The organism is Paenibacillus sp. FSL R10-2736 (assembly GCF_038000245.1).
Taxonomy (GTDB): domain Bacteria; phylum Bacillota; class Bacilli; order Paenibacillales; family Paenibacillaceae; genus Paenibacillus_AQ; species Paenibacillus_AQ phytohabitans.
On record NZ_JBBOBN010000001.1, the window covers coordinates 1,900,713 to 1,913,464 of the forward strand.

Below are 12,752 nucleotides of genomic sequence, written 5' to 3' on the forward strand. Positions count from 1 at the left end.
GGCGGGCGGTAAGGAAAGACCGCCGGCTCAAGCCATAAACAAGGCGCTCACCCCCTGAACAGTATTTAGGGGGGAGCGCTTCTTGTGTATCATAATGATAAGCGTAAGCTGACAAACTTGAAGCCAATGCTTCCGAAGTGAGTTTGTACGAAGTGGTTTCACGGAAGAGTAGGCTAACAAACTTTAGGGAGGTGGATTATGCGAAGTAATTCCCTGTACCGCAAGTATTTTAAAGATAATATGTTTATGCGCTTCACCCTTATTGTCTCCTGTATCTTCATTGCAACGATTATTGCCTTCTCGTATCTGGTGCTGATGCTGATCTCGGATTCTGCGGTGCAGCGGCAGATGGATATCCAGCGCAAGACGATGGAGAGCATCAGCAACTATGTGGAGAACAAATACCAGTCCGTCCAGGATATGATGCGTGATGTCTACCGGGACGGGAGTCTGGCGAGCAACACCACATTTCTGCTGGAGCATCCCTTCGGCGAATATGTCGAGCACCGACTGGACCGCTATCTGCTCGGGGATCAGACTACCTCTAACGCCGTACAGTATTTCCAGAACAAGATCGACGATGATCCGGATATCCGCAGCCTGATGCTGTACAGTGCCAATCAGCAGGTGATGTACTATTATGACAACCGCAGGCAGTTTGAACGGGTATCCACCAACGCGGCCCATTCCTTTGTCCCGGATTCGATGGTTCTGGATGAGGAGAGCCTGGTGTCCGTGCCGAATATTTGGGTGCTGAAGAGCATCGGCATGCAGAGAACCCCTATGTTCTCGGTGAAGATTCCCATTACCAATAAGTCATCGCTGCTCAATATCGGCCAGCTGCTGGTCTACTTCGATTCCGAATCGATCTGGCAGGCGATGAATAATTATAAGCAGGATTTCAAAGGCGAGATTCTTGTGCTCTCTGCCCAGAATGAAGTCATCTTTGACACTTCGGGTCAAGGGTACGGCCGCAAATATTTGCAGCTGCAAGGGGCGAACTCCGGGGAGGAAATCTCCATGGGCGGAATGGTGGTCACCAGTCTGACCCAGAGCCAGGCCGGCTATACGGTGGTCAGCCTGATCTCCAAGAAGGAGCTTGCCGAAACCTACAGCAGCGCACGCAATACTATTGTTACGATTGCCCTCGTCTGTATTCTGTTCGCCGTGCTGCTGCCGGCGATGTTTATTTCGAATTTTGCCAAACGGACGCACCGCATTATCCGCTTCACCCGCAAAGTGAAAAACGGGGATTTGAACACCCGGATTATAGACAACCGTGAGGATGAACTGGGCCAGATTGCCAAGAGCTTCAACAGCATGCTGGATGAACTGAACCAGTACATTGATCAGGTGTACAAAGCTGAAATCAAGCAGAAGCATACGGAAATCGCTACCCTGGAAGCAAGGGTGAATCCGCATTTTCTCTATAATACGCTGGAGGTTATACGGATGCGGGCTATTTCGAGCGGCGCGAAGGATGTGGGCGAGATGATCTACAGCCTGTCTGTGCTGTTCAAATCGTATGTCCGTCCGAAGGTGAAGTATACGTTCAAGGATGAGCTGGAAGCCTGCCGCATGTACCTGGAGCTGTTCCGGATCCGTTACAAGGACCGGTTCTCCTATACCATTGAATGCAGTAAAGAGCTGGAGCCTATTCCTGTACTCAAAATGTCCCTTCAGCCCGTGATTGAAAATTATATTCTGCACGGCATGCGCACCGGACAAACCGGCAACGTGATTAGCATCAGGGTCCATCCGGATGATCACAACAATATACGGGTTGTAGTCACGGACAACGGCCTGGGGATTGCCGGGGAGAAGCTGAACCAGCTCCGGCTGGGCCTGGAGGATAACCGGGAATTGTCCGGATCAGAGTCGTTCGGGCTGCGGAGCATTCATGAGCGGTTAAGGCTGATGTACGGCAAGCCGTACGGGGTTGAGCTGGCCAGTGAAGCAGGAGCCGGAACCGAGGTCACTATTACTTTTCCATATCCCGTCAAGGAGGAGACAGATCATGTATAAGGTGTTTATTGTCGATGATGAGCCGTTCATTCTTAGCGGCCTGCAGGATATATTGGACTGGGAGCAGTTGGGCCTTACGATTGTGGGACAAGCCGAGAACGGGCAGGAGGCGCTGGAGCAGCTGCGGGAGGTGCCTGCCGATATTCTCATTACCGACATTTCCATGCCCGTGATGACCGGCCTGGAGCTGATCCGTGCGGTCCAGGAATTCCGTCCGGAGCTGAAGGTGGTTGTGCTGAGCGGATATGATGAATTCATGTATGTCAAAGAAGGCCTGGCTCTCGGGATTGAGAATTATCTGCTCAAGCCGATCAACCTGGAGGAGTTCCAGAGCACGCTGGAGACGATTGCCGAGAAGCTGAATGTCTCCAGGCTGGATACGGAGTGGTCGGAGTATACGAACTCCGTGCTGAAGGACAATGTGCTGCTCCGCTGGCTGCGGAAGCAGATTGATCCGGACGAACTGTCCGAACGGCTGAATCTCCTGGGCTTGTCAATCAGCAGCCGGTATGTGGAGGTTGCTCTGGTCCAGGCAGAGCCGGAAACGGAAGCCTTCCGGAAGAATGCCGCCGCTCTCCTCGGTACCCGCGCTTCGTTCTTCATGTTCTGGGACTCGGACAATGATCTGGTGCTCATACATAATTTCGCAGACGAACGCAAAGGGAAGGAAGAGATGGCTTCCATGCTGGAGGAAATTACCGGCATGGGCTCCCCCGGCCAGCGGCTGCGTGCTGCGGTTGGAGCCGTCATGGACGGGGTGCAGGCTGCTCCGGCCAGCTATGAGCAGGCGAAGCAGGCTCAGGAATTCCTGGAGATCTACCCGGAGCGCAGCCTGATCTATTATGAACAGCTGAAGGAGCGCAAGGAGGATATTGAAGCCGCTTTGCCGGAGGACTGGAGCGAGTATTCGAAATTAATTATGGCCAAGAATCTTCCGGCGCTGACCGAGCGGCTCGAATTGTATTTCTCTGCGAAGTGTATGGAAGGGTTGACCCCTGAGCTGCTCCGGGAGATTTCCCTGGAGTGGATTCTGTATTTCCGCATGCTGATTAAGGAGATCCGCAGTGAAATGGAGCGGGAGCTTATTGCGCAGGGGCTGAACGAGATCCACAGGGCGAATTCGCTGCCGGGTCTGTCCGCCGCAGTCATGCAGACGGCCGGAAGCATCATCGAACTGCTGGACCGTGAGTTGAAGAGTCCGGTTGTGAACCAGGTGCTGAATTACATTGAGAAATCTTACGGTGAGGATCTGTCACTGAAGAAGCTGGGCTTCATGTTCAATATTCACCCCGTGTATCTGGGCCAGCTGTTTCACAAAATGACCGGTGATTCCTTTGCAGAATATTTGAACCGTTACCGGATTGAGAAAGCAAAGGAGCAGCTCCGCTCGACAAACAACAAGGTACATGAGATCGCACGCAGTGTCGGCTACTGGGAAATGGGCTATTTTTATAAACAATTTAAGAAATACGTTGGCATCTCACCGACAGAATTCAAGGGGCTGCTCTAAGCAGCTCCTTATTGATAGATATATGTTATGTTTTGGGGTTAATTTCTTTATTTCATACCTGAATATATATAGTTTCTCTTCTATTTGAAAATGCTTTCATCTTATAAAGTAAAGGTATAGCTCATGGAAACCTGCAGCCGGGAAGGCCCGGCAGGCCTGAATTTCCGGACGGCTAATTAAAAGGGGGTACGGCAAATGAGTAAGAAAAAGAAACACTTCTCCTTGTTGTTGACAACGCTTTTAACCGTTTCACTGGCGCTTAGTGCATGTGGGGGGAACAGTAAGAACAATGCAGGCGGGGAAGCGGCTTCAGGAGGCAACAAAGCTGCCGAGTCTACGGAGAAACCTGTAGAGCTGATCTGGTACACTATCGGGCCACCGCAGAAGGATATGGATAAGGTGCTCACAGAAGTCAATAAATACACGCTTGAAAAAATTAACGCAACACTCGATATCAAAATGCTCGACTTCGGGGACTATACGCAAAAAATGCAGGTCATGGCTGCTTCGGGCGAGCCTATGGATATCCTGTTCACCTCTTCCTGGGCCTTCGATTATGTGCAGAATGCACGTAAGGGCGCGTTCCTGCAGCTCGATGATCTGCTGAAGAACCAGGGCAAGGGAATTGTGGATACTATTGATCCGGCGTTCCTGGAAGGCTCCAAGGTAGACGGCCATAACTATGCCATTCCTGCCAATAAAGAGCTTCCGGCTCAAGAAGTCTTCCGCTTCAACAAAGAGCTGCTGGACAAATACAAGCTGGATCTGACCAGCGTGAAAACGATGGCCGATCTGGAGCCGCTGCTCAAAACCATCAAGGAAAACGAGCCTGGAGTGACCCCGTACGCTATGGTCAAGGACTTCATGCCGATTATGCCATTTGACTATGTGATCGAGAAGATGCCGATGGCTGTATATATGGACACCCAGGACTACAAGGTCATCAACATCCTTGAGACTCCTGAGATCAAGGAAGCGCTTAAGACCGTCCGCAAATTCTATCAGGCGGGTTACATCTCTCCTGAAGTAGCCACTACATCTTCGGTGGATGACTTGTACAAAGCCGGCAAATGGTTTACCGACCGTGCCTCCACCCAGCCGATGGCCGACAATCTGTGGTCAGTAAGCTACGGGTATCCGGTTGTGTCGACACCAGCCAGTCAGCCGTATATCTACAACTGGTCCGTCATGGGTTCCATGCAGGCCATCTCCGCCAACTCTGAGTATCCTGAGAAAGCCATGGAATTCCTGAACCTGCTGAATACAGACCCTGTATTGCGCAACATGATTGACTCAGGCATCGAGGGCGTACATTACGAGAAAATCAGCGACAACATGATCAAGAATCTCCCGGATGCGAAGAACTACGATATGCCGACGTTCTCCCTGGGCAACATTATGATCAACTATCTGAATGAAGGCGACCCTGAGAACAAATGGGAAGAATTCAAGAAGTTCAATGATGCCGGTATCAATGCACCGCTGCTCGGCTTCAACTTCGATACTTCCAAGGTGACGAACGAAATCGCCGCCGTTCAGAACGTGAAGGAAGAATTCTGGGCACCGCTGATGACCGGATCTGTAGATTCGGAAGAGTACCTGACCAAGGCCAATGAGAAATTAAAAGCCGCCGGTTTGGATAAAATCATCGCAGAAGCCCAATCACAGATCGACGCCTGGAAAGCAGCGAACAATAAGTAGCATTCAATTCAAGACCGGGCGGGTGATTAGACTTGGCCTGGTCTTTTTGTATCAACGGAAGAACTTTCCGGCATAGGAGGAACTAAGAGTATGGGGAAAATAGGGAAGTCCGCCAAAGATGTGTTGAAAAATAAAGTGCTGCTGTTTATGGTTCTCCCGGGCACGCTGTGGTTTTTATTCTTCTCCTACCTGCCGATGGTGGGTACGGTGATTGCATTTAAGGAGTACCGCTTCAGCCGGGATGGCTTCTGGGCCAGCATCATCAACAGCAAATGGGTCGGCTGGGATAATTTCAAGTTTCTGTTCAGCACCAATGATGCCTATCTGATCACACGCAATACTCTTTTATATAACATAGCCTTCATTGTCCTTGGCTTGATCCTGTCAGTGCTGCTGGCGGTGGTGCTGTCCGAGATAGCCAACAAGAAGCTTGCCAAGCTCTATCAAACAGGCATGTTCCTGCCATACTTTCTGTCCTGGGTCGTTGTGGGATACTTCGCGTTCAGCTTCCTTAGCTCGGAGCGGGGGCTGCTCAACGCAATGTTCGGCAGCAATATTTCCTGGTACTCGGAATCGAAATACTGGCCGTTCATTATTATATTCGTGTTTCTATGGAAGGCCGTCGGCTATAACAGCGTGGTCTATCTCGCCGCAATTATGGGTATAGACAAGTCCCTCTATGAAGCGGCTATGATCGACGGGGCGAGCAAATTCCAGCAGATCCGCGGTATTACGCTGCCAATGCTGAAGCCGATCATCACCATTATGACCTTGCTTGCTATAGGGAAGATATTTTATGCCGACTTCGGGCTGTTCTATCAGGTGCCGAGAGATTCGGGGACGCTCTACAGTGTGACCAACGTAATCGATACGTATGTGTACCGTGGACTCAAGACTACCGGCGAGATTGGAATGAGTACGGCTGCAGGCTTATATCAATCGGTGGTTGGGTTCGTTCTGGTGCTTACCTCCAATTACATCGTGCGTAAATTCGATAAGGACAGTGCATTATTCTAGGGAAAAAGAAGGAAAGTGAGGTCATCCAAATGTCTGCTAATGCTAATCCTGTGAAATCGCGCGATTTCCACCGGCTGTCGTCCGTGTGGAATATCATCTTCAACTGTATCGCCGGAGGCTTTGCCTTACTGTGTATCTTCCCGTTCCTGTTCGTAGTCCTCATCTCCTTCACTGACGAAGGGGCGCTTGCGCGGGACGGCTATCAATTAATCCCGGCCAAATGGAGTCTGGAAGCCTACAAATATGTATTTGGCTCAGGGGACACGCTGCTCCGTTCCTATGGGGTAACCATTGCCGTAACGGTCATTGGCACGCTTGTCAGCCTGATCATTATTTCACTTTATGCCTATGCCATTTCACGTAAAAGCTTCAAATACCGCAATTTCTTCGCGTTTTTTGCGTTTTTCACCATGCTGTTTAACGGTGGGCTGGTTCCTACCTATATTGTGGTGACACAGATGCTGGGTCTGAAGGACACCATTTGGGCGCTGGTGCTGCCGCTGGCCGTCAATGCTTTTTACATTATGATCCTGCGGACCTTCTACATTACCAGCGTGCCGGATGCCCTGATTGAGTCGGCCAAAATTGACGGTGCCGGAGAGTTCCGCACCTTCCTGGGAATCGTGCTGCCGCTGTCCTTGCCGGGCCTCGCTACGATCGGGCTGTTCAGCACCCTGGGGTACTGGAATGACTGGTTCAATGCCCTGCTCTATATTGATAATCCGAATCTGGTGCCGCTGCAGTCGATGCTGATGCGGATTGAGACCAGTATGCAGTTTATTATGCAGAATTCGCAGAACAGTTCATTAAGTCTGGAAGCCCTCCGCAACATGCCGCAGGATACCTCGCGTATGGCGATGGTGGTACTGGCTACCGGGCCGATTATTTTTGCGTATCCGTTCTTCCAGCGTTACTTCATCCAGGGTCTTACCGTGGGTGCCGTTAAAGAATAGGAGTACAACAGGAGAAAGGGTGTGGGAGCCAAAATGTTATATAAAGACTCTGCGAAGCCCGTCAAGGAGCGGACTGAACATCTGCTGGGGCTGATGACGCCGGAAGAGAAGGTTGGCCAGCTCGTTCAGCTATTCGGGTGGCAGACCTATGATCATACAGAAGGAACAATAGAACTGACAGAAGATTTCAAACGCCAGATCCGCGAAGGCGGCATCGGCGCATTATATGGCACACTGCGGGCAGATCCCTGGACAGGGGTCACCCTGGAGAGCGGACTTGGGGCGCGGGCCGGAGCCGAAGCGGTGAATACCATCCAGCGTTATGTGCTGGAGCATTCCAGGCTGGGCATCCCCCTGCTGATCGGCGAAGAATGCTCGCATGGGCATATGGCGATCGGGGCGACTGTATTTCCGGTCCCCCTGCTGATCGGCAGCACGTGGAATGTGGACCTATACCGGGAGATGTCCCGCGCGGTAGCGCTGGAGACCCGGGCGCAGGGCGGGGCTGTGACGTATTCCCCTGTGCTTGATGTGGTGCGTGATCCTCGCTGGGGCCGGACCGAAGAGTGCTTCGGCGAAGATCCGTATCTCATTGGTGAATTCGCTGTAGCCTCTGTGGAAGGACTGCAGGGCGACCGGCTGGACAACGGGTCCAGTGTGGGGGCGACACTGAAGCATTTTGTCGCTTACGGCAGCTCGGAAGGCGGCAGGAATGCCGGTCCGGCGCATATCGGCAAGCGGGAGCTGCTGGAGGTCGATATGTACCCGTTCCGCAAAGCGGTGGAAGCCGGTGCAGTATCCATCATGCCAGCCTATAACGAGATTGACGGAGTGCCTTGCACAACCAATCAGGAGCTGCTGGAGGATATCCTGCGCGGCGAATGGGGCTTCAAGGGCATGGTCATTACCGATTGCGGCGCTATCGACATGCTGGCCTCGGGCCATGATACAGCGGACGGAGGGGAAGACGCGGCTGTGCAGGCGCTCCGGGCCGGGATAGATATGGAGATGTCCGGCGTCATGTTCGGAGGCTATCTGCTGGAGGCGCTCCGTTCCGGGCGGCTGGATGAGAAGCTTGTGGATCAAGCGGCTGCACGTGTGCTGGAGCTGAAGTTCCGGCTGGGCCTGTTCGAACAGCCGTTTGCAGATCCGGACCGGGCAGAGCAGGTGATCGGCAGCCCGGAACATGCGGAGCTGGCACGGAGCATTGCGGCAGAAGGAATTGTCCTGCTGAAGAATAACGGTATCCTCCCCTTGTCTGCGGCCACAGGAAAAGTGGCTGTCATCGGACCCAACGCGGATACCGGCTACAATCAGCTCGGGGATTACACCTCCCCGCAGCCGCGTGACCGGGTGGCGACGGTGCTGGCCGGAATACGGGCCAAGCTCTCCGCTGAGCCGGAGCGGGTACGTTATGCGCCCGGCTGCCGGATCAAAGACGGTTCCACCGAGGGGTTCGAATCTGCGCTCCAGGCAGCGGCTTGGGCGGATACGATCGTACTCGCACTGGGCGGGTCGAGCGCCAGAGACTTTGGCGAGGGCAGCATTGATCTGCGGACCGGTGCCTCGAAGGTAACAGGGAATGGGCTTAGCGATATGGATTGCGGCGAAGGCATAGACCGGATGTCGCTTCATCTGTCCGGCGTTCAGCTGGAGCTGCTGAAGGAGTTGAAGGCACTCGGCAAGCCGGTGGTAGTCGTATATATCAACGGCCGTCCTATTGCCGAGCCCTGGATCGATGAGCAGGCGGATGCCATTCTGGAAGCCTGGTATCCCGGACAGGAGGGCGGCCATGCCATTGCGGACATTCTGTTCGGTGATGTGAATCCGTCCGGCAGGCTGACCCTCTCGCTCCCGGTGGACGTAGGACAACTGCCCGTCTATTATCTGGGCAAACGTTCACGGGGTGTACGTTATCTTGAAGGGGATTCGCAGCCGCGTTATCCCTTCGGCTTCGGGCTCAGCTATACCGAATTCAGCTATAGCGGGCTGCAGGTAGAGCCTGCTGAAATCCAGGCGGACGGAAGTGCTGAAGTTACGGTGGAAGTGGAGAATACAGGCTTACGCGGAGGCGCGGAGGTCGTTCAGTTATATATTTCCGACCGGGTCAGTAAGGTGACCAGACCGGCCAAGGAACTCAAGGGCTTCCGGAAGATTTACCTGGAACCGGGAGAGAAGCAGACGGTCACTTTCAGGCTCAGTGCTGAACACTTGAGCTATATCGGGGCGGAGTACAAGCGGGTCGTTGAACCGGGGATCTTCCGGATCGGAGTAGGAAGGAACGTCAACGATACGCTCGATATAGAGCTTGCCGTCATGGAGGATTAGGGATGAAACGATTAGATATGGAACGAATAGACAGGTTTATCCGTGAATGTTCACAAGCGCAATGGCTGGAATATCGGGCGATTGAAGACTGGAAGGTCTTCTCCACAACTTACCGGCAGCCGGGGCAGTATGACGAATTACAGCCGTATTCGGGCAGCGAAGCCTTCGGATTGTTCCCGAGCGTACAGGGAACGACTTATATGTTCTGCACGACGCTTGATATTCCGGCGGACTGGACGGGTGCGGACACAGGGATCATCTTCCACTCCGGCGGAGAAGGGCTGCTGCGTGTAGGCGGAGCTTCCCGGCAGGGGCTGGACCGCAATCATACCTTCGTTTCACTTGACCCTGTTGCCGACGGAAGAAACCCGGAGCTTGAGATCGAGCTCTACGATCCGATTCCCGAGCCGGATGATCCGCTGAACAAGCAGGCGGTGATTCAGCCGCCGGTCCGGTCTATAACCGCTGCGCTCGTCAGGGTTAACCTGCCGGTGCAGTCGCTGATGTATACCGTTACCGTGATCCGTGATTCGGCGCTGCTGCTGCCGGAGCAGGATTTCCGGCGTGTCCGTATCCTGGAGGCGCTGTATCAGGCGATGGATGCTTTTGTCCTTATGGGGCCTGAAGCAGCAAGGGACAGCGGCGGGATCAGAGACATTGAGCAGGCGCTGACCGGGAAAGTCCGGGAAATCGGCGGCAACAGCGAAGGCTTCATTCATATGGTCGGGCAGTCACATATTGATATTGCCTGGTTATGGCCCACGAGGGAAACGGTGCGGAAGACCAGCCGGACCTTCTCGACGGTTCATGCCTTGATGGAGGAATATCCCGATTACCGTTATGCCCAGAGCCAGCCGCAGCTGTTCGCTTATCTGAAGGATAACGACCCTGAGCTGTATGAGAAGGTGAAGGCGCGGATACGGGAAGGACGCTGGGAGCTGGTGGGCGGCATGTGGGTGGAGCCGGATCTGAATATTCCAAGCGGCGAGTCCCTGATGCGGCAGATGCTGTACGGGCAGCGGTTCTATCAGGAGGAGTTCGGGCGGCAATCCGAGATTGAATGGCTGCCGGACACCTTCGGGTATTGCGCTTCCCTGCCTCAGATTCTGAAGCACGGCAAGGTCCGTTATTTCATGACGACCAAGCTGGGCTGGAATGATACGAATCTGTTCCCTTATGATTTGTTCCACTGGGTAGGCATCGACGGAACGGCACTTCTGTCTTATATGAACCACGGAGTGAATGAGAGTACGCTGCCGAAGGATATTCATGAGCACTGGCAGTCCTACCGTGAAAAAGCCGTGCACAGCGAACAAATGCTGCTCTACGGACACGGGGACGGGGGCGGCGGAGTGACCCGGGAGATGCTTGAATATCTCTCGCGCTCCGAGCTCATGGTGGGCCAGCCAGCCTCCGGCTACAGCACGGCGGCAGATTTCTTCGCAGGCATTGAGCAGGCGAAGCCTGAGCTGCCGGTCTGGCAGGGCGATCTCTATCTGGAGCTGCACCGGGGAACCTATACCACACATGCCCGGAACAAACGCAATAACCGCAAGGCCGAGATTCTGTACAGGGAAGCGGAACTATGGCAGACGCTGGCCGGACACCAGCTGCAGCTGCAGCAGCGGGAAGAGATCGGGCAGGACCTGCATGAAGGCTGGAAGCTGATTCTGCTTAACCAGTTCCATGATATTATTCCCGGCTCGTCGATTCCCGAGGTCTATCAGACCTCGGACAAGGAGTATCAGAGCATCTTCGCTCTTGGAGATAGCAGCCTAAAGTCGGTCATGGAGGCCGCCGTATCGGATATCGATACCCGTGGAGAGGGCCAGCCTTATGTCGTCCTGAACGGTCTGGGCTGGGCCCGGGATATAGTGGTTGAGCTCCCGGCTGCCGGAGACGGAGCGGATAACACTGCTGCCGCCGTATATGACCGGAACGGAATGCGGCTGGCCGCGGAGCCGGTTACAGCAGACGGGCCAGCTGCTCTCCGCGTGCGGGTGCCGGAGGTTCCGGCATTCGGGTACGTTACCGTGTGGCTGAGAGATGAGGAACAGCCAGCGTTGTGCGAAGATGGCGGAGTTGACGGTAACGGCGAGGTTGGCAGAGATAGCGGAGATGTGCCGACACCGATTGAAGCATCTAATGAAGCTTCGGTTGCAGCTTCGTTCGGCCAGGACTGGGAGACGGAATATTACCGGCTCTGGTTCAATGAACAGGGCGAGATCATCAGCCTGTACGATAAGGAAGCCGGGCGTGAGATTGTCAAGGCCGGAGAGCGGCTGAATCGGCTGCATTTCTTCCATGACCGCCCTATCCTATGGGATGCCTGGGATATAGACAGCCGGTATGAGGAGCAGCCTGCCGGAGAAGCTGTTCTGCTGGAGCAGAAGCTGCTGTCCTCAGGCCCTGTCTGCGATGTGCTGTACTTCCGCTGGAGCATCGGCCAATCCGAAATAGAGCAGGAGCTGATCCTGTATCACAGTGACCGGCGGATTGACTTCAAGACGAAGGTCCAATGGAATGAAGCCCATAAGCTGCTGAAGGTCGGCTTCCCGGTAGATGTAGTAACCAGCAAGGCGACCTATGAGATCCCGTTCGGCGCGCTGGAACGGTCAACGCACCGCAACACCAGCTGGGAGCAGGCGCAATATGAAGTCTGCGGGCACCGCTATGCCGATGTGTCTGAGCATGACTATGGTGTCAGCCTGCTGAATGACTGCAAATACGGCTATGACACGCAGGGCAGCACGATCCGTCTGTCGCTGCTGCGCGCGCCGCGCTGGCCGGATCATTCCGCGGATCTGGGCACACATGCATTCACGTATTCACTGTATCCGCATACCGGAGACTGGCGCGGGGCGCATACCCTCCGTAAAGCCGCTGAGCTGAATCACACTTCCTATGCGGTTGCCTGTAATTCAAGTGCAGGACAGCTGCCGCCTTCAGGCTCATTCCTCCCCTATGACGGGAAGCAGGTTATCCTGGATACAGTCAAATTGGCGGAAGACGGAAGCGGCAGTATTCTGCGGCTGTATGAATCCGCTGGCGGACGCGAGACCGTCAAGCTCGGCTGGCCGCTGCCGCATTCAGCGGTATACCTGTCCAATGCACTGGAAGAAGAGGCAGAGCTGCTGGCGGAAGAGGCGGGAGAGCTGACGCTTACGTTCCATCCGTTTGAGATCAAGACTATCAAAATTGTTCATTCCATAAATTAA

Annotated in this window: 7 protein-coding genes; all 7 read left to right on the top strand. The window is 54.1% G+C overall.

Going from position 1 to position 12,752, the window contains the following annotated elements; translation table 11 throughout:
- Positions 1 to 198: 198 nt before the first annotated feature.
- The 7 genes from NSQ73_RS07960 to NSQ73_RS07990 all read left to right on the top strand — a co-directional run bounded on the left by NSQ73_RS07960 (position 199) and on the right by NSQ73_RS07990 (position 12,752).
- On the top strand, positions 199 to 2,025 hold the full coding sequence (locus tag NSQ73_RS07960; protein ID WP_340986039.1) for a cache domain-containing sensor histidine kinase: 1,827 nt from the start codon (positions 199 to 201) through the stop codon (positions 2,023 to 2,025).
- Positions 2,018 to 3,535 carry a response regulator transcription factor gene (locus tag NSQ73_RS07965; protein WP_340986041.1) on the top strand — a complete coding sequence of 506 codons (1,518 nt, stop codon included), beginning with the start codon at positions 2,018 to 2,020 and terminating at the stop codon, positions 3,533 to 3,535. The genes NSQ73_RS07960 and NSQ73_RS07965 overlap by 8 nt, the downstream gene beginning before the upstream one ends.
- 195 nt (positions 3,536 to 3,730) lie before the next feature.
- Complete coding sequence (locus NSQ73_RS07970) at positions 3,731 to 5,236, top strand: ABC transporter substrate-binding protein (protein ID WP_340986042.1); 1,506 nt, start codon at positions 3,731 to 3,733, stop codon at positions 5,234 to 5,236.
- 90 nt (positions 5,237 to 5,326) lie between these two features.
- The gene (locus NSQ73_RS07975; protein ID WP_042138936.1) at positions 5,327 to 6,253 is read left to right on the top strand and encodes an ABC transporter permease; all 927 of its coding nucleotides are present in this window, start codon (positions 5,327 to 5,329) and stop codon (positions 6,251 to 6,253) included.
- Between the two features lie 29 nt (positions 6,254 to 6,282).
- The gene (locus NSQ73_RS07980; protein WP_171717238.1) at positions 6,283 to 7,206 is read left to right on the top strand and encodes a carbohydrate ABC transporter permease; all 924 of its coding nucleotides are present in this window, start codon (positions 6,283 to 6,285) and stop codon (positions 7,204 to 7,206) included.
- Positions 7,207 to 7,239: 33 nt separating this feature from the next.
- A complete protein-coding gene (locus NSQ73_RS07985) occupies positions 7,240 to 9,534 on the top strand; it encodes a glycoside hydrolase family 3 N-terminal domain-containing protein (protein ID WP_340989228.1) in 2,295 nt (764 codons plus the stop codon).
- Between the two features lie 17 nt (positions 9,535 to 9,551).
- Positions 9,552 to 12,752, top strand: coding sequence for an alpha-mannosidase (locus NSQ73_RS07990; protein ID WP_340989230.1), 3,201 nt, complete (start codon positions 9,552 to 9,554; stop codon positions 12,750 to 12,752).

What these genes read in the sequence shown, in the direction of transcription:
- NSQ73_RS07965 (WP_340986041.1), top strand. Translation starts at nt 2,018, where the DNA reads ATGTATAAGGTGTTTATTGTCGATGATGAGCCGTTCATTCTTAGCGGC.
- NSQ73_RS07990 (WP_340989230.1), top strand. Translation starts at nt 9,552, where the DNA reads ATGGAACGAATAGACAGGTTTATCCGTGAATGTTCACAAGCGCAATGG.
- NSQ73_RS07980 (WP_171717238.1), top strand. Translation starts at nt 6,283, where the DNA reads ATGTCTGCTAATGCTAATCCTGTGAAATCGCGCGATTTCCACCGGCTG.
- NSQ73_RS07985 (WP_340989228.1), top strand. Translation starts at nt 7,240, where the DNA reads ATGTTATATAAAGACTCTGCGAAGCCCGTCAAGGAGCGGACTGAACAT.
- NSQ73_RS07970 (WP_340986042.1), top strand. Translation starts at nt 3,731, where the DNA reads ATGAGTAAGAAAAAGAAACACTTCTCCTTGTTGTTGACAACGCTTTTA.
- NSQ73_RS07975 (WP_042138936.1), top strand. Translation starts at nt 5,327, where the DNA reads ATGGGGAAAATAGGGAAGTCCGCCAAAGATGTGTTGAAAAATAAAGTG.
- NSQ73_RS07960 (WP_340986039.1), top strand. Translation starts at nt 199, where the DNA reads ATGCGAAGTAATTCCCTGTACCGCAAGTATTTTAAAGATAATATGTTT.